The organism is Thermaurantiacus sp., assembly GCF_053487655.1.
In genome coordinates this window covers 1-17,495 of the sequence record NZ_JBRCLD010000098.1, presented here as the reverse complement: position 1 = coordinate 17,495, position 17,495 = coordinate 1, and the positions used below count along the sequence as shown (strand labels likewise).

18 protein-coding genes are annotated in these 17,495 nt (G+C 65.5%); 8 read left to right on the top strand and 10 right to left on the bottom strand.

Annotation, left to right across the window (positions count from 1 at the left end; genetic code table 11):
* The first annotated feature begins 4 nt into the window (after positions 1-4).
* The 5 genes from gpmA to ACWIQA_RS09660 all read left to right on the top strand — a co-directional run bounded on the left by gpmA (position 5) and on the right by ACWIQA_RS09660 (position 3,332).
* Positions 5-691 (top strand): 2,3-diphosphoglycerate-dependent phosphoglycerate mutase, encoded by a 687-nt coding sequence (gene gpmA / locus ACWIQA_RS09680; RefSeq protein ID WP_448582867.1) that lies wholly within the window; start codon positions 5-7, stop codon positions 689-691.
* Positions 692-750: 59 nt separating this feature from the next.
* Positions 751-1,224, top strand: a complete 474-nt coding sequence (gene purE, locus ACWIQA_RS09675) for a 5-(carboxyamino)imidazole ribonucleotide mutase (RefSeq protein WP_448582866.1) — start codon at positions 751-753, stop codon at positions 1,222-1,224.
* Entirely contained in the window at positions 1,221-2,285 is a 1,065-nt protein-coding gene (locus ACWIQA_RS09670; RefSeq protein ID WP_448582865.1) for a 5-(carboxyamino)imidazole ribonucleotide synthase, read from the top strand. The genes purE and ACWIQA_RS09670 overlap by 4 nt, the downstream gene beginning before the upstream one ends.
* Before the next feature lie 59 nt (positions 2,286-2,344).
* Positions 2,345-2,917 (top strand): tetratricopeptide repeat protein, encoded by a 573-nt coding sequence (locus ACWIQA_RS09665; protein ID WP_448582864.1) that lies wholly within the window; start codon positions 2,345-2,347, stop codon positions 2,915-2,917.
* A gap of 64 nt (positions 2,918-2,981) precedes the next feature.
* A complete protein-coding gene (locus ACWIQA_RS09660) occupies positions 2,982-3,332 on the top strand; it encodes a SnoaL-like domain-containing protein (RefSeq protein ID WP_448582863.1) in 351 nt (116 codons plus the stop codon).
* On the opposite strand, the gene ACWIQA_RS09655 is transcribed toward ACWIQA_RS09660, so the two are convergent.
* Entirely contained in the window at positions 3,326-4,399 is a 1,074-nt protein-coding gene (locus tag ACWIQA_RS09655) for a DUF2855 family protein (protein WP_448582862.1), read from the bottom strand. The genes ACWIQA_RS09660 and ACWIQA_RS09655 overlap by 7 nt on opposite strands.
* A gap of 96 nt (positions 4,400-4,495) precedes the next feature.
* Positions 4,496-4,963, bottom strand: coding sequence for an Hsp20 family protein (locus ACWIQA_RS09650; RefSeq protein ID WP_448582861.1), 468 nt, complete (start codon positions 4,961-4,963; stop codon positions 4,496-4,498).
* Between the two features lie 194 nt (positions 4,964-5,157).
* On the opposite strand from ACWIQA_RS09650, the gene alaS reads away from it, so the two are divergent.
* Positions 5,158-7,833, top strand: a complete 2,676-nt coding sequence (gene alaS, locus ACWIQA_RS09645; RefSeq protein ID WP_448582860.1) for an alanine--tRNA ligase — start codon at positions 5,158-5,160, stop codon at positions 7,831-7,833.
* Positions 7,834-7,838: 5 nt separating this feature from the next.
* Positions 7,839-9,380, top strand: a complete 1,542-nt coding sequence (locus ACWIQA_RS09640; RefSeq protein ID WP_448582859.1) for a Ppx/GppA phosphatase family protein — start codon at positions 7,839-7,841, stop codon at positions 9,378-9,380.
* Here the strand turns inward: ACWIQA_RS09640 and rnd are convergent.
* Positions 9,274-10,542, bottom strand: coding sequence for a ribonuclease D (gene rnd, locus ACWIQA_RS09635; RefSeq protein ID WP_448582858.1), 1,269 nt, complete (start codon positions 10,540-10,542; stop codon positions 9,274-9,276). The genes ACWIQA_RS09640 and rnd overlap by 107 nt on opposite strands.
* A 67-nt stretch (positions 10,543-10,609) precedes the next feature.
* On the opposite strand from rnd, the gene aspS reads away from it, so the two are divergent.
* Positions 10,610-12,424 (top strand): aspartate--tRNA ligase, encoded by a 1,815-nt coding sequence (gene aspS / locus ACWIQA_RS09630; protein WP_448582857.1) that lies wholly within the window; start codon positions 10,610-10,612, stop codon positions 12,422-12,424.
* Between the two features lie 110 nt (positions 12,425-12,534).
* Here the strand turns inward: aspS and ACWIQA_RS09625 are convergent, their stop codons facing one another.
* The 7 genes from ACWIQA_RS09625 to ACWIQA_RS09595 all read right to left on the bottom strand — a co-directional run.
* Positions 12,535-12,972, bottom strand: coding sequence for a nuclear transport factor 2 family protein (locus ACWIQA_RS09625; protein ID WP_448582856.1), 438 nt, complete (start codon positions 12,970-12,972; stop codon positions 12,535-12,537).
* A 21-nt stretch (positions 12,973-12,993) separates the two neighbouring features.
* Positions 12,994-13,599, bottom strand: coding sequence for a thioredoxin family protein (locus ACWIQA_RS09620; protein ID WP_448582855.1), 606 nt, complete (start codon positions 13,597-13,599; stop codon positions 12,994-12,996).
* A gap of 10 nt (positions 13,600-13,609) precedes the next feature.
* Positions 13,610-15,697, bottom strand: coding sequence for a protein-disulfide reductase DsbD family protein (locus ACWIQA_RS09615; RefSeq protein WP_448582854.1), 2,088 nt, complete (start codon positions 15,695-15,697; stop codon positions 13,610-13,612).
* 75 nt (positions 15,698-15,772) lie between these two features.
* Positions 15,773-16,258, bottom strand: coding sequence for a 30S ribosomal protein S9 (gene rpsI, locus ACWIQA_RS09610; RefSeq protein ID WP_448582853.1), 486 nt, complete (start codon positions 16,256-16,258; stop codon positions 15,773-15,775).
* A gap of 1 nt (position 16,259) precedes the next feature.
* Positions 16,260-16,733: a 50S ribosomal protein L13 gene (rplM, locus tag ACWIQA_RS09605; protein WP_448582852.1), complete on the bottom strand. Its 474-nt coding sequence runs from the start codon at positions 16,731-16,733 to the stop codon at positions 16,260-16,262.
* A gap of 95 nt (positions 16,734-16,828) precedes the next feature.
* Positions 16,829-17,152, bottom strand: coding sequence for a divalent-cation tolerance protein CutA (gene cutA / locus ACWIQA_RS09600; RefSeq protein ID WP_448582851.1), 324 nt, complete (start codon positions 17,150-17,152; stop codon positions 16,829-16,831).
* On the bottom strand, positions 17,149-17,495 hold a 347-nt coding region (locus ACWIQA_RS09595), incomplete at its 5' end, for a COX15/CtaA family protein (RefSeq protein WP_448582850.1). The genes cutA and ACWIQA_RS09595, both read right to left, overlap by 4 nt.

Below are 17,495 nucleotides of genomic sequence, written 5' to 3'. Positions count from 1 at the left end.
GCCCATGCCCCAGCTTGTCCTCCTCCGCCACGGCCAGAGCGCCTGGAACCTCGAGAACCGCTTCACCGGCTGGTGGGATGTCGGCCTCACGGACAGGGGCGTGGAGGAGGCGCGAGCTGCCGGCTTTGCGCTCGCTGCTGCCGGCTATGATTTCGACACCTGCTTTACCAGCGTCCAGAGCCGCGCCATCAAGACGCTCCACCTCGTCCTCGAAGCGATGGACCGGCTGTGGCTTCCGGTTGCCAAGCACTGGCGGCTCAATGAGCGCCACTATGGCGGCTTGACTGGGCTCAATAAGAACGAGACTGCGGCCCGCCACGGTGAGGCGCAGGTCCGCATCTGGCGGCGCTCCTTTGCGGTTCCGCCGCCGCCGATGGAGGCTGGAAGCCCCTTCGATGTCAGCAGCGACCGCCGCTATGCTGGCGTGGCAGTGCCGCGGGCCGAGAGCCTTGAGGACACGATCGCACGCGTGCTGCCCTTCTGGGAGGCTGCCATTGCCCCAGCGCTTCGCAGCGGTCAGCGCGTGCTGGTGGTCGCACACGGCAATTCCCTGCGCGGCCTTGTCAAACATCTGTCCGGACTGTCCGATGAGGAGATCCTTGCCTTCGAGATCCCGACCGGCACGCCCATCATCTATGATCTTGCAGCAGATCTATCGCCTCGGGCGCGGGCATTTCTTCCCGTTGGCTGACAAGGTCGCTGCTTGTCGGCTTCCCATTGCGGCCCTTTGCCGCTAGGCGCGGCGGCTTCATGGCAGTGGTCGGCATCATCATGGGCTCTGCATCCGATTGGGAGACGATGCGCCACGCTGCCGAGGTGCTCGCAGCACTTGGCATCGACCACGAAGTGCGAGTCGTCTCGGCGCATCGCACGCCCAAGCGCATGGTCGCCTATGCCGAAGCGGCAGTTGGACGTGGCCTCAAGGTCCTCATCGCTGGCGCCGGCGGGGCGGCGCATCTTCCAGGCATGGTCGCAAGCCTCACGCGCCTTCCCGTGCTCGGTGTGCCGGTTGAGTCGCGGGCGCTGAAAGGCCTCGACTCGCTCCTGTCCATCGTCCAGATGCCTGGCGGCGTGCCGGTTGGAACACTTGCCATTGGCGAGGCTGGGGCGCGCAACGCAGCGCTGCTTGCAGCGGCAATCCTTGCTCTTGCCGACCCGGTGCTTGCCGAACGGCTCGAAGCCTTCCGGGCGGCCCAGACCGGAGCAGTGCCGGAGGCGCCGTGATCCTGCCCGGAAGCACGATCGGGATTCTCGGCGGTGGCCAGCTGGGGCGGATGCTTGCCATCGCTGCAGCCCAACTCGGCTATCGGGCCCATGTCTACGCGCCCGAGGCAGAGCAGCCCGCAGCCGATGTCGCCTTTGCTGCCACCTCGGCTGGCTATGAGGATAAAGCAGCACTCGAGGCCTTTGCGGCTCAAGTCGATGTCGTCACATGTGAATTTGAGAATGTGCCGGCCAAGTGTCTGGCGCTGCTTGCCGCGCGGGTTCCTGTCCGGCCCGGGCCTCGCGCCTTTGCCATTGCCCAGGATCGTCTCGCTGAGAAGCAGTTCGTCGCCGGGCTCGGCGGCAAGCCGGCCCAGCATGCCGCAGTTGACGATGCTGAAACGCTGGCGGCAGCGCTTGCAAGGCTTGGCACGCCAGCGATCCTCAAGACTCGCCGCTTCGGCTACGACGGCAAGGGCCAGGTCCGGATCGAGCGACCCGCCGAGGCTCCCGCAGCCCTCGCCGAGCTCGGCGGCGCTGCCCTGGTGCTCGAAGCGCAAGTGCCGTTTGCAAGCGAATTCTCGATCCTGGTCGCGCGCGGGATGGATGGTAGCGAAGTGCATTATCCCCCCATCGCCAACCGGCATGAGAGCGGGATTCTGGTCGAGAGCGTGGCACCAGCGCCGCGCGTTCCTGCCGCCCATGTGGAGGAGGCAGTCGCACTCGTCATCCGGATTGCCGATGCGCTCGACTATGTCGGGGTCCTGGCGTGCGAATTCTTCGCAACCGCAACGGGCCCCGTCTTCAACGAAATGGCGCCACGGGTCCACAACAGCGGTCACTGGACCATCGAGGGCGCCGAGACCTCCCAGTTCGAGCAGCATATCAGGGCCATTGCCGGCCTGCCGCTGGGTTCTCCGGCGCTGCGCGTACCTGTGGTCTCGATGCGCAATATCCTTGGTAACGAAGTGGCAGGCGCCCATGCGTTCCTCGCCGATCCCCACGCCCGTCTCCACCTCTACGGCAAGCGCGAGGCGGCGCCCGGTCGCAAGATGGGGCATGTGACCTTCCTTCGCGCTTAAATCCGAACTGCGGCCATGCTACGCCGCTCCCCGGTTCTAGGGCAGGACGGGAGAATCGAATGCACAAGTCCCGCGTTGCCGTGGCGGTCCTTGGGGCACTGCTGGTGGCAGGAACCGCCAAGGCGGCAATGACGATCGTTGGCGGTGGCCTTGGTCGCGAATGCTATCTTGCTGCCGAGTTCAAGCGTGAGACCTCAATGAGCCTTGATGTCTGCACGCGCGCACTCCAGCAGGAAACGCTCTCCCGGCGTGACCGGGCAGCAACGCTCGTCAATCGCGGCATCATCCACATGCAGGCCAAGGACTTCGACCGGGCGCTCGCTGACTATGACGCCGCGCTGAGAATTGATCCGCGCCTGGCGGAAGCGCATGTGAACCGGGGCATTGCGCTTCTCTACCGCGGCGGGGCCGATCGCGAGGCCCTAGACGCTCTCTCGACTGGCCTTGCGCTTCGCCCATCGCGCCCTGAAGTTGCCTATTATTCCCGTGCCGTTGCCAACGAAATGCTCGGAAACGTTCGCGCGGCCTACGAGGATTACCAGGCCGCAGCCGCAGCCAAGCCAGGATGGGAGGAGCCGGTCGAACAGCTGAAGCGCTTCTCCGTGGAGCGGCGGCCCGTGAGCCGGGGCTGACCTGCGCCGTCATCGCCCTGTCGCCTGCGGCTGTTGTTCGGCCTAGGTTTGCAGGGAGGGTGCCATGGACGTTCGCGAGATTGCCGAGCATTTCGCCGAACTCTGTGCCGAGGGCCGGCTCGAGGAGGCGGCCGAGACCTACTGGGCCGACGATGTCGCAACCTACAGGGCAGCGCCCGGCGACTATTGGGAGACCCACGGCAAGGCCGAGGCACTGGCCAAGGCCGCCTGGTGGGCGGAGAATCACGAGGTGCACGAATCCGAGGTGGAGGGCCCGTTCGTCAACGGCGACCAGGTCATCCTGTGGTGGGAAATCGAGGTCACGCCAAAGGGTGGCGCACGGGTGGAGATGGAGGAAGCGGTCCTCTACACCGTAGGCGACGGGAAGATCGTCGAGAAACGCTATTTCTACTGAGGCCGCCACACGCCGGCCGTGGCGGGATCAGCGCTGCCGGTAACGAGGGGGTCAAACGCGGCGGCAAAGCCGTCTGGGCCCCGATGCTCGGCGACCGTGAGCCAGGCGGCGGCGCTGGCTGAGAACTGCGCCATCCGCTCGGCAAGGGCCGCCTGAAACGCCGACGAGCCCATGCGCGCGGACAGTTCCGCCATAGTGGTCGGAGCAAAGAACAGCGCAGGTGTGGGGCCGGGAAGCTCCCGGGCAGCCGGGGCCTGCCAGTCGGTATCGCCGACCATGTAGCTCGCCTGCAAGGCGCGCAGGTGGCTGTGGAGGCGCTGCATGGTCGCCCCGTTTCCAGCGAAGTCAACCAACACGGTCGGGCGGTCCGCTGGCAAAGCCTCGATGTCAGCATAAGAGAGGACCTCGTCATAGAGGCCGGTCCGCTCGACAAATGGCCGGTTCGCGGCCGATGTGAGACCGACGACCCGGTGGGTGCCGCGCTCTCTCAGGCACCAGGCCGTGCCCAGCGCGGTCTTGGAAGAAGCGCTGGTGAAAAGGAAGGTATGTGCGCGCGCTGCCGCCTCGGGATCGCCAGCAAGTGCTGCATCGAGTGCGAAGGCAGTGCCAAACAGCGGGCGGAACAGGGCGGCCATCGCCTCGCCCGACCCGGTTTCGGCAACCGCCCGGGCGGGAACATAGTGGTTGTAGACTTGGGCCATCGGCGCGCGGTGCGCGGCCGTGTCGGTGAAGCCGCCGCCGCCTCTTGCCGCGGGCCGCAGCCGCAGATGCGAGGCCGACGGCCAGTAGCCATAGATGCGCAGGCCTTCTGGAACACCATCTGCGCACGAGGCCGTGATGGTGGCAAAGCCCCACAGCGGCACGACCAGCCAGTCTGGTCCAGAGGCGGGGAAGAAATCGCCGTAGTGAAGCGGCGGGCCGTGGTGCACGGCATAGGTCACGTTGTTGGAAGTTATAGCGGCAAGATCAACTCGAGCAATGGCTTCACTTGGCCCGGGGTCGAGCAACTCTGCGTGCGTTTGGTGGCGGGTCAGCTCCGCCTTCGCTGTCTCGATTCGGAACCCCATCCCTTTCTCCCTCGGGCAGCGCCCTAGCGGGGAGACGGTCATGCGAAAAGGGGCCGACGCTGCCGCCGGCCCCCTGGTCAGTTCGTCGCTCGAAGGTCAGGCAGCGGCCTTCTCGCCTTCGATTGCGGCAGTGGCGTTGCCGATCTCGACCTTGCGCGCCTTCTTGTGCTCTGGCACCTCGCGTACGAGCTCGATGTTGAGAAGCCCGTTCTCGAACGTCGCGCCCGTCACCTTGATGACGTCAGCCAGCTGGAAGCGGCGCTCGAACGCCCGCTTGGCGATGCCGCGATGCAGGAAGGTCTGGCCTTCCGTCTTGGTTTCTTCGGCTGCCCGGCCCGACACGATCAGACTGTTCTCCTGGACCGTGATGTCGAGCTCGGAGCGATCGAAGCCAGCCAGCGCCATCGTGATGCGATAGCGGTCTTCGCCCACTTTCTCGATGTTGTAAGGCGGGAATGCCGCATCGGCATCCGTCATGCGGGTTGCAAGGTCAACGAGCCGGCTCAGGTTCTCAAAGCCAATCGACGACCGCAGCAGGGGGGTGAAGTCGAAAGCAGAGCGCATAGTCCATCCTTTCCTAAGCAATGGGTTTGCAGGTCCCGCCCTCGTCCGGGCCGGGGCATCGGCCACCGGCCCCACACGGGCACCGGCTGCCGCCCCTATGAGATAGGAGAGGCCTTCGGCGCTTCAAGGGGCCGCCTTGCAAGGCATTGCGCCCCCGCCCTATGGAATGGCCGCAGCATTGGTCTGGACAGCGGATGACATCGACCGACGACATCAGGCGGGCTTTTCTCGACCATTTTGCAAGCGCAGGCCACGAGGTCGTGCCCTCGGCGCCGCTGGTGCCGCGCAACGACCCGACGCTCATGTTCGTGAACGCCGGGATGGTGCCATTCAAAAATGTCTTCACCGGCGTCGAGCAGCGCCCCTACCGGACCGCAGCCTCCTCGCAGAAATGCGTGCGAGCCGGCGGCAAGCACAATGATCTCGACAATGTCGGCTACACCGCCCGCCACCACACTTTCTTCGAGATGCTTGGGAATTTCTCCTTCGGCGACTATTTCAAGGAGCAGGCGATCCACCTTGCCTGGGACCTGCTCACTCGCACCTTCGGCCTTCCCGCCGAGCGGCTGATGGCAACCGTCTACCATGACGATGATGAAGCGTTTGCGCTGTGGCGGAAGATTTCCGGGCTGCCCGAAGACCGCATCATCCGCATCGCAACTTCGGACAATTTTTGGTCAATGGGCGAAACCGGCCCCTGTGGCCCCTGTTCCGAAATTTTCTACGATCATGGCGCGCATCTTTCGGGCGGCCCGCCTGGCAGCCAGGATTCAGATGGCGACCGGTTCGTCGAGATTTGGAACCTGGTCTTCATGCAGTATGAGCAGCGGGACCAGGCGACCCGAGTGAAGCTGCCGCGGCCCTCGATCGACACCGGCATGGGGCTTGAGCGGATCGCAGCCGTGCTGCAGGGAACCCACGACAATTTCGCAACCGATACCTTCCGCCTGCTGATTGCCGCATCAGAAGACCTGACTTCGATCAGCGCCAGCGACCCTATCCACGCCGCTTCACACCGCGTGATTGCTGACCATCTGCGCGCTAGCGGATTTTTGATCGCTGATGGCGTGCTGCCAGCAAACGAGGGCCGGGGCTATGTGCTCCGCCGGATCATGCGCCGTGCCATGCGCCACGCCCATCTCCTGGGCGCGAAGGAACCGCTCATGTATCGGCTGGTGCCGGCGCTCATCCGGGCGATGGGGGCTGCCTATCCGGAGCTCACGCGCGCCCAGCCCCTCATCGAGGAAACCCTGAAGCTTGAGGAGACTCGCTTCCGGCAGACGCTCGAGAAGGGGCTGAAGCTTCTCGACGACGCGACTGCGGGTCTGGCGCCGGGCGCTGCACTGCCAGGCGAAGTCGCCTTCCGTCTCTATGACACTTACGGCTTTCCCCTCGATCTCACCGAAGATGCGCTGCGCGCGCAGGGCTACGAGGTCGACCGGGCTGGGTTCGAAAGAGCGATGGCCGAGCAGCGCGTGCGCGCCCGCGCGGCCTGGGCAGGATCGGGTGAGCGCGGTTCGGATGCAGTCTGGTTCGATCTTGCCGAGCGTCTGGGTGCGACCGAGTTCGTCGGCTACGCGACCACAGAGGCCGAAGGGGTGATTGTCGCCCTGCTGCAAGACGGCAGGGAAGTGGCCGAAGCCAAAGCGGGCGATCGGGTGATGCTGATATCGAACCAGACGCCCTTCTATGGCGAATCCGGCGGCCAGGTCGGGGATCGCGGCCTCATCTTGAGCGACGGCGGGCTCCGCATTGCCGTTGAGGACACGCTGAAACCGCTTGGTCGGCTTCATGTCCACGAGGGCGTCGTCGAAGCTGGGCAAGTCAAAGTCGGCCAGCCAGTGCGGCTCCTGGTCGACTCCGAACGCCGCGCTGCCATCCGCGCCAATCATTCAGCAACTCATCTTTTGCACGCAGCGTTGCGGGATGTCCTTGGGCCGCATGTCACGCAGAAGGGCTCGCTCGTTGCACCCGACCGGCTGCGCTTCGATTTCTCGCACCCGAAAGCGCTCACAGGCGAGGAACTCGCCGCTATTGAGGATCTCGTCAACGCCGAGATCCGCGCCAATGTGCCGGCGACGACCCGGCTGATGACGCCACAAGCCGCCATCGAGGCCGGCGCTCTTGCCCTTTTTGGCGAGAAATATGGCGAGGAGGTCCGCGTGCTCGGCATGGGGCGGCCGCGCGCGGAAACGGGCAGGCCCTTCTCGGTCGAGCTGTGCGGCGGCACCCATGTTGCAGCCACCGGCGACATCGCCCTGTTCCGGATCGTTTCGGAATCGGCGGTCGCTGCCGGGGTGCGGCGGATCGAGGCCATGACCGGCGAGGGCGCGCGGCGCTTCCTCCTCGCGCGCGAGGAAGCGCTGAAGCGCATTGCCGCCACCCTCAAGGTTGCGCCCGATGAGGCCGAGGCGCGGGCAGCTGCACTTGCCGAGGCCGTGCGCCGGCTGGAACGGGAGCTTCAAGATGCGAAGAGGGCGCTCGCACTTGCGCGCCCGGCAGCGGCAGCTTCCAACTCAATCGAACGGATCGGCGCGGCAGGGTTTCTTGGCCAGATCCTCACTGGTGTCGAAGCGCGCGCGCTCAAGGGACTGGCGGATGAGGCGAAAGCTCGGCTCGGCTCGGGTGTCGTTGCCTATGTCGCAACCGCGGACGGCAAGGCGAGCGTGGTCGTCGGCGTGACCGATGATCTCGTCGGCACCCTCTCCGCTGTTGACCTCGTGCGGCAAGCCGCAGCAGCGCTTGGCGGTCAGGGCGGTGGTGGCCGGCCCGACCTCGCCCAGGCCGGCGGCCCGGATGCAGCCCGCGCAGGTGAAGCGCTGGAGACCATTCGCGCCCACGTCCGCTCGGCACTCGGCGTGCCGGCCTGAAGCCCATGGACGCGCGGCTCGCGGGTGTCGACGAGACAAGGCCTGGCCTTCTCGGCCAGGCAGCGGCACCCCGGATCGCGATTATCGACATCGGCTCGAACTCGATCCGGCTCGTCGTCTATCAGGGCTTGTCCCGCGCTGCTTCCGTCCTGTTCAACGAGAAAGTCATGGCTGGGCTTGGCCGGGGCGTTGCTGCAACGGGCGCCCTTGCGCCTGACACGGTTGAACTGGCGGTGGCAGCGCTCAAGCGGTTCGCAATCCTTGCGCGCGCCATGCAAGTCGACAGCCTTCGTGCCGTGGCCACCGCGGCCGTCCGCGAAGCGTCCAATGGCCCTGCCTTCGTGGCCCGGGTCCGGCAGGAGACGGGTCTCGACGTCGAAGTAATCGACGGCGAGACCGAAGCTCGGGCGGCCGCCTTTGGCGTGATTGCCGGGATTCCCGAGGCCGATGGCGTAGTCGGTGATCTTGGCGGTGGGTCGCTCGAATTGGTGCAGGTGGCTGGCGGAGAGCCGAGGGAGCGCGTCTCCCTCAAGCTCGGCACGCTCCGGCTTGAGGGCGCACGGCGCAAGGGCGGTGCCCGCTCGCTTGCCCGGTTTGTTGCTGATTCGCTTGATGCTGTCGACTGGGAGGCGCTTGGCACCGGCCGCCCCTTCTACGCTGTTGGTGGAAGCTGGCGCGCGCTTGCCCAGCTGCACATGCACCTCAATGATTGGCCGCTTCCCGTGATCCATCACCATGTCATGGAGCCGGAGAGCCCCGCGCGACTGGTGCGCACGCTTGCGCGTATCTCGCTCAAATCGCTCAGGGATGTGCCAGCCATCTCCTCTGCCCGCGTGCCACAGCTTCCCGGCGCTGCCCATCTTCTTGCCGCTGTCACGCAAAGACTGAGCGCAAGCGCCATCATTGCGTCGGCCTATGGCCTGCGCGAGGGGCTTCTCTACCTGGCGCTCCCGCCCGAGGCCAGGCGCGAGGATCCGCTGCTTGCTGCAGCGCGGGCCGAGGCGCACCGCTCGGGCCGTTTTTGCGATGGCAGCGATGCCGAAGTTGGCGATCGGCTGCTTTGCTGGACGGATGGCCTGTTCAGCGAGGAGGCAGCGGCGCTGCGCCGGATCCGCCATGCGGCCTGCCTGCTCGCTGATGTCGCCTGGCGTGCCCACCCGGATCTGCGCGCCGAGCGCGGCTTCGATGTCGCCCTCCATGGCAATTGGGTCGGGATTGATGCTGCAGGGCGCGCGACACTTGCGATGACGCTGTTCGTGCTCAACGGAGGTTCGGTGCCGCACCCGCTCCTTGCCAGCCTCAGCCGGCTTGCGAGCGATGAGGCCCTGGCGCGCGCGCGCCTGTGGGGTCTTGCCATTCGCCTGGCCCAACGCTTGGCTGGCGGAACCGCGGATATCCTTGCCAGGAGCGCAATTGCGATATCTCCCGAAGGCCTTGTTCTCAGCCTTCCCCAACGCGAGGATGCACTCTACGGCGAGGCCGTGGCGCGGCGCCACCGGATGCTGGCGGATGCGCTCCGGCTGGAGCCGGTTCTGCGCTTGCAGTAAGGCGCGTCGCGGGAAGCATTCGAAGCTTGCCATTCTCGACCTGGAAGCAAAGTCGCCCTTCAACGAGGGCGAGTGCATCTTCCCCGAACAACGCGCGCCGCCATCCCTCGAGAATGGGCAGACCCTCGCGCACACCAGCGGCAAGCGCTTCCACGTCCTCACTGCGGGCAAGGAGCCGGGGTGCCACTCCGACTTCCTTGGCCCGCATCTTGAGCAGCAGCTTCAGCACATCTGCCACGAGCGCGGCATTGCCGGCCAGGCCGGGGCGTGTCTCGCGCGGTGGCGAGTCCGCAGGCGTAAACGGGGTGGCAGCAGCGAGCGCCGCCATCAGCCGTTGCCCGATTGCGTTGGTCTGCCAGGCCGGGGAAAGCCCCCGCACACGCGCAAGCTCCGCCTGACATGACGGCGGGTGGGCAGCGAGATCAAGCAGGGTTTCGTCCTTGACGATCCGGCCGCGAGGCACATTCTTGTCCATCGCCTCGAGTTCACGCCAGCGCGCCAGCGCTTTCAAGCGGCCCAAAAGCTCCGGCTTGCGGCTCGGTATTTTCAGCCGCTGCCAGGCCGCGTCAGGGTCGATGCGGTAATTCGTCGGGTCGGCAAGGCGGGCCATCTCGTCATCCAGCCAGGCCCCGCGACCAGTGGTGCGCAGCTCGGCAAGCATGCGCGGGAAGAATTCGGCAAGATAGGTCACATCGCCAATGGCATAGTGAAGCTGCCGCTCGGTCAGCGGGCGGCGGGCCCAGTCGGTAAAGCGCGCGCCTTTGTCGAGCGTGTGGCCAGAAAAATGGGCCACAAGATGAGCGTAGGACGCCTGTTCCCCAAGACCAAGGGCCATTGCCGCCACCTGGGTATCAAAGAGCGGCTGTGGCACCTGGCCAGTTAGGTTCCAGAAGATCTCGATGTCTTGCGTTCCGGCATGCACGACCTTGAGGATCGCCGGATCAAGCAACAGGTCGAGCAGAGGCTTGAGGTCGAGACCCTCTGCCAGGGGATCGATGACGGCTGCGTCTTCGGCCGTCGCCACCTGGATGAGGCAAAGCTCCGGCCAATAGCTGTTCTCGCGGATGAACTCGGTATCAACCGCAACAAACTCGGCCGTGCGCATCCGGTCCATAAGCGCGACGAGCTCGTGCTGGCAGGTGATCAGCGGATGGATCTGCACAAACTGCTTCCTAGCTGCCTGGCAAGCGCTTGACAAAGCCGACAGGCGCCTCCTTGAAGCCCGGCCCATGCCTTCGTCCCCTGCGCGACTGCCACCCTACCGGACGCACCATTGCGCCGAACTTCGCTTGTCGCACGTCGGTCTAACCGTGCGGCTGTCGGGCTGGCTTCATCGCCGCCGCGACCATGGCGGCCTGCTGTTCATCGACCTTCGAGATCATTTCGGCCTGACCCAGCTTGTTGCCATGGCAGGTTCAGATGCGCTTGCTGCACTTCAGCATCTGCGCCTCGAATCGGTGGTGACTGTCACCGGCGAGGTCGTCGCTCGCACGCCAGAGACCGTCAATTTGGCGCTGCCTACGGGCGAAATTGAAGTCCGGGTGCGCGAAGTCGAGGTCCAGTCCGAGGCGGCGGAACTGCCGATGCCGGTTGCGACAGAGGCCGACTATCCAGAGGACATCCGGCTCAAATACCGGTTCCTGGACTTGCGGCGCGAGCGGCTGCACCAGAATATTCTTCTGCGCTCAGCCGTTATCGCATCGCTCAGGCGGCGGATGATCGACGCTGGCTTCACGGAGTTCCAGACCCCCATCCTGACCGCGTCAAGCCCCGAAGGCGCGCGCGACTTCCTGGTGCCCTCGCGCCTCCATCCAGGCAAGTTCTACGCTCTCCCGCAGGCGCCACAAATGTTCAAGCAGCTGCTCATGGTCGCCGGCTTCGACCGCTATTTCCAGATCGCACCCTGCTTTCGCGATGAGGACGCGCGGGCCGACCGGTCTCCAGGCGAATTCTACCAGCTCGACTTCGAGATGAGCTTTGTGACGCAAGAGGATGTGTTTGCAGCCATTGAGCCCGTGCTTGCCGGTGTATTCGAGGAATTCGCCGGGTTCCGGCGGGCGAAGCCGTGGGAGGTGACGCAGCCACCTTTTCCCCGCATTCCCTATGCCGAGGCGCTGCTCTCTTACGGCAGCGACAAGCCCGATCTGCGCAATCCCCTCATCATCCGGGACGTCAGTGATCATTTCCGCGGTTCCGGCTTCTCCCTCTTTGCGCGCATGGTGGAAACCGGCGGCGTGGTGCGTGCCATTCCTGCGCCCAACACCGCTGGCCAGAGCCGCAAGTTCTTCGATGACATGAACGAATGGGCACGCAGCGAAGGCTTTGCTGGCCTTGGCTATGTCACTTGCAGGGGCGGCGTCTTCGGCGGGCCGATTGCGAAGAACCATGGCGAAGCAGCGATGGCTGCCCTCTATGACGCAATCGGTCTCGGCCCGGATGACGGCTGCTTTTTTGCCGCCGGCGACGAAGCCCAGGCTGTGAAACTCGCTGGCCTTGCGCGCACCCGTATCGGCACCGAGCTTGGACTTGTCGAGCAAGGGGCCTTCCGCTTCTGCTGGATTGTCGACTTCCCGATGTATGAGCAGAACCCGGACACGGGCAGAATCGAATTCTCCCATAACCCCTTCTCGATGCCCCAAGGGGGGCTTGAGGCTTTGGAGACGAAGGACCCCCTCTCCATCCTTGCCTATCAGTATGACATTGTCTGCAATGGCGTTGAGCTTTCCTCCGGTGCAATCCGCAACCATCGGCCCGACATCATGTTCAAGGCGTTCGAGATTGCCGGCTACAGCCGCGCCGATGTCGAGCGGGCGTTTGGCGGGATGCTGAATGCGCTGCGCTACGGCGCGCCGCCGCATGGCGGGTCCGCACCGGGCGTGGATCGGATCGTCATGCTGCTGGCTGACGAACCCAATCTTCGGGAAGTGGTGGTCTTCCCCATGAACCAGAAGGCCGAGGACCTGATGATGGGGGCGCCCGCACCCGTTTCCGAGCGGCAGCTCAAGGAGCTCTCGATCCGGGTGGTGGCACCAGCCCGCAGCTGAACCCAACCGCAAGGCACACCAGCAATACCCGTTCTTCAGAGCTTGGCTGAACGGCCGGCGAGAGGCAATCGCTCCTTCCCCTCACAGGGTCTTACGACCAGGAGTTGGCCTCAGCCGGCCGCCAGCTTCGAGAGCTGTTCGGCCATCAGCCGGTGGAGCAGGTTGATCGCCTTCAGCGGCCGGACCATCACCTTGAAATGGATGATCTTTCCCTCGGCATCAAAGCGGATCATATCGACTCCGTTGACGACGAGGCCTTCCACCACATTGGCGAACTCGAGCACCACGCTGTCTGCATTGCGCCATTCCCCAACATAGGTGAAGCCTGGCCCGCCGAGCACCTGGTCGGCACTGGTAAGGTAGCGGAACACGATTTCGCGCCCGCGCTGTGGCGTGTGGACGACGGGGCTTTCGAACACCGAGTCCTTGTGCAGCCAGTCCCACAGGATCGCATGATCATGGCTTGCGACATAGGCGCGCCATTTCGCAACAAGCCAGTCAAGATTGGGCACGGCACGCACATGCACGCCCTTGGTCTCAGGCAACACGCCCAGAAGTGCCAGGTGGCCCTAGTATTTCACAGAGCAGCCATAGGGCCGGCTGGTCGCCGTTGCGACTGGCCGCCCGGCCTGCAGGTCCGCAAGCGCTGCAGTGACGAAATTCCGTGCCTTGGCGATGTCGCTGCTGTTGGCCGACTGGATATCGTCAATCCCGCCTGCATAGACCAGCATGCCCTTGGGATCGATCACAAACATGTGGGGCGTCGTCCGGGCGCCATAGGTGCGGCCGATCGTGCCCGAGGGGTCGGGAATATAGGCAGCCGAGGCAATCCCATTGGCGCGGATATAGGCATTGGCCTGCTCAGGGCTCAGATGTCCTTGCTTGCCGGGTGCGCCGCTGTTGATGGTCAGCCAGACGACACCGGATTTGGCAGCATCCGCCTGGAGCTTCTGCATGGCGCCGGGCTGGTAGAATTTCTGCACAAACGGGCACTCGGGGTTGAACCACTCCAGCACCACGGTGCGGCCGCGGAAGTCCGCAAGGCTCAAGCGCTTGCCGTTGCTGTCTGTGGCCGTGAAGGCAGGTGCTGGCTGGCCGATGATGGCAGAAGCCGCGACGGGGCCAGCGGCGGCAAGGGCGGCTGCAGCCGCCAGGATTGTGCGCAGTTTTGACATCCTTCTCTCCCTAGACGGCCTTGGATGAACTGGAGTTTGCAAGGCCAGTAAGCATCTCAACGGTCAAGATCTGCGGCAATTCGTGAACGGTGCCGTCAGAACTGTAGAAAAGGTAGAGAGGGATGCCAGCGCGGCCGCGGGCTTCGAGGAAGCGGGCGATCTCCGGATTGGGCCGAGTCCAGTCTCCGACCATCACGGTCACGCCTGCCTTACGGAAGCTTTCCACCACACGCGGGCTTGAGAGCACCCCCTTCTCGTTGACCTTGCAGGTGATGCACCAGTCCGCGGTGAAATAGAGAAAGGTCGGCGCTCTCTGCTCGATTCGCTCAGCGAGCGCCTGTGGTGAGAAGGCCACACCAGCAAGACCCGCTGGCACGGCCGCTGTGGCGGCAGCCCCGCCAGCGGCAGCAAGGCGCGGCAGGAGGAGAGGTCCGGCAACCGCCGCGAGGATCGACAGCGCAACCGGCAGTGCTGCCGGCGCCAGCCGGGACTGGCGCAGCCCGACCCACCACAGGCCGAGGGCAACCAACAGCGCTGCGAGCAGGCCAAAGGCAAGGGCATTCACTCCGGCCTGCCGACCCAGCACCCAGGCAAGGGCCACGGCCGTCAGCAGCATCGGTATGGCGAGGAAGCGGCGGAAGGTCTGCATCCATGGCCCCGGCCGGGGTAGCGCCCGGCGCAGCGCTGGCACCAAGCCGATAAGCAGGAAGGGGAGGGCAAGGCCCAGCCCGAGCCCGGCGAAGACAGCAAGGCCCGCCGCTGTCGGCAGCAGGATGGCAGCCCCAAGCGCGCCGGCCATGAACGGTCCAGTGCAGGGCGTTGCGACGAAGGCGGCGAGCATGCCGGTGCCAAACGCGCCCTGCGCCCCTGGCCTGGCCGCGAGGCCGGCGCCGAAATTGGCGCTCCCGACGCGAAATTCGAACAGGCCGGCGAAGTTGAGGCCGATCGCGAGCACCAGCAGGAGGAGCAGCAGGATGACGCGCGGGTCCTGCAGCTGGAAGGCCCAGCCAGCGCCTTCGCCGGCGCGGGCGAGCGCGATGGCGACTGCGCCAAGTGCCATGCAGGAGAGGACGACGCCGGCGGTGTAGGCCAGCCCCTCGGTGCGCGCTGCCTTCGGCGAAGTTCCGGCTTTCGCGAGGCTCATCGCCTTGAGGCTCAAGATCGGGAAGACGCAGGGCATAAGGTTCAAAAGCAGGCCGCCCAGCAAAGCAAGGCCGAGCGCCGACCAGAAGGTCGTGGTGCGCACAGGCCCCGGATCGAGCGGCCGCCCCGGAGGGACCGCACCCTCGATGAGGTTCAGGTCGAAGCCGAGCACGGAGCCGTCGGCCCTCTCGACCCTGAGGACCCCCCGGGCGAGCGACTCCCGTGCGCCGGGATTGGCGGGCGCGTCCGTTTCGATGACGAGCGCGCCGTCGTGCACGCCGAGCCGCTGCGGCGCCGACTGAGCCAGAAGATCATGGCGCAGCGCAAAAAAGTGCGCAGAACGCACGCCTTCGGCTGCGATCGGGGCCTTCATGCGGAACCGGCCGTCCGCCAGCTGGAAGGTGCCGGGCTCCTCGAGTGGCTGCGGCAGGGCAGCCTCGGCTGCTGCAAACCGGGCGGCGACCCCCGGATCGGGCGCGCCATCGCCGATGGTAAGTGGCAGCAAGAGTTCGGCAGATTCGGGCACGCAGACGCTGTCGTCACACACCAGCCAGTCGAGCTTCACGCCTATCGGGAAGGCGCCACGCGCATCAGCGGGGACAGCGACATCGGCAAGGAGCACGGCCTCGCCCTCGAACACATGGTTCATGATCCCGCCGACGAGATAGGTTTTCGGAACCGGGTAGCGGAAGGCGGACACGCTTGCGCCCGCTGGCACCTGCCATTGGGCGCGGGTCTCGATTCCAGCCTCGCCCGGGTTCACCCAGTAAGTGTGCCAGCCCGGCCGCGCTGTCATGGCAACGGCGATTGTCAGCGTTTCCCCTGCGCGCGGGGTGCGCGATTCGGCGAGTAGCTCCACTCGGGTGTTGGGCTGCTGGGAGACGCTGGTTGCCACGGCGGGACCATGGCCGAGCGGCGCGAGCAGCCCAAGAAGGATCAGCAGGCGGAGGACCATCGCGCGCCCACATAGGCCCCCGCGCGACAGCGGCCAAGAGCCCGGTCGCTCCCCCTCCAGCCGCTCGGCGCGCGCCTAGCGCTTCGAGAACTGGAAGCTGCGGCGCGCCTTGGCCTTGCCGTATTTCTTCCGCTCGACCGTGCGACTGTCGCGCGTCAGGAAGCCAGCCTGTTTCACCACGGACCGAAGCGCAGGCTCGTAACGAGTGAGCGCCTGGGCGATCCCATGCTTGACGGCCCCGGCCTGGCCCGACAGCCCGCCACCAGAGACGGTTGCCACCACGTCATACTGGTCCCGACGTCCAGCCACGTCGAACGGCTGGTTGATGATGAGCCGCAGCGTGGGCCTGGCAAAATAGACCGCCTGGTCGCGCCCGTTCACTTCGATCCGGCCAGAGCCGGGCTTCAGCCAGACGCGCGCCACCGCATCTTTCCGGCGCCCCGTTGCATAGGCGCGGCCGAATTTGTCGAGAATCTGCGGGCGCAGCGGACTGGTCTCAGCAGCCGGCCCCGAGGAGTCGGATGGAAGCCCGGACAGGGACGTAAGGGTTTCCTCGCTCATGTCAGATGCTCACCTTGTTCTTGCGGTTCATGGCCGCAACATCGAGCAGCTCCGGGTTCTGGGCGGCATGCGGATGCTCCGGCCCCTTGAAGACCCTGAGGTTACGCATCTGTGCCCGACCCAGTGGCCCGCGCGGGATCATGCGTTCAACGGCCTTTTCGATGACTCGCTCGGGAAAGCGGCCCTCGAGCAGCTTGTCAGCCCGAACGGCCTTGATCCCCCCCGGATAGCCCGTGTGGCGAAAATAGACTTTCTGCACTGACTTGCGGCCGGTAAAGCGGACCTTCTCGGCGTTGATCACGATGACATTGTCGCCGCAGTCCACATGCGGGCTGAACTGCGGCTTGTGCTTTCCGCGCAACCGGTTGGCGATGATGGAAGCCAGCCGCCCGACGACCAGGCCGTCCGCGTCGATCAAGATCCACTTTTTGGTGACTTCCGCAGGTTTCGCGGAAGCCGTGCTTCGCGTGAGCATGTCGTTCTCTCGTCCGTGTGAGCTGGCCGCGTTAGCTCTTGCTTCTGGCAAGGTCAAGAAAAACGGACCTCAATCTGCTGGGGTAATATGTTACCTCAGGCGGAGCCGCTCTCCTGGCGAACCCAGGCCGCATAGGCTTCCAGCGCCCGGTCAACTTGCCACACGGTAATGGCCGGCACCTCGTAACTGTGCCGGCCAGCAATGGCTTCGATCAGCGCTTCCGCGCGCTCGGCGGTCACCTTGAAAATTGCGGGGACCTCTTTGGCCTCCTCAATCTGCCCCTGCCAGCGATAGACCGAGTGACAGGTCCCAAGAATGTTGGCGCAGGCAGCAAGGCCTTCGCCCACCACCTCGCGGGCGATGCGCTCGGCCTCCGTGGCGTTTCCAAAAACAGCAAAGACCGAGACGAGCCCGCTCATGCCGTTGGCTGGCGACCGCAGGCATGAGCTGCCCAGGCAGAGGTCGCCACCACAAGCGCGCCCACGCCCTGGTGGGCAGCTGCCGCCCACAACGGCATGGCCAGCATCACGGTCGCGATTCCCAGCAGCACCTGCACCCCGAACGCCGAGTGGAGCGCAACCGAAGCGGCGCGGTCGCCAGCGGCCCGGGCGCGGCGGGCAAGCACCACCAGCGCCGCGACTGCCACGAACGCCCACCAGCGATGGAGAAAATGGGTGAGGAAGGGATCATCGACAAAGGTGCGCCAGCCAATCCACGTGACGCCTTCGGGGAAGAAGGACCCGTTCATGAGCGGCCATGTCG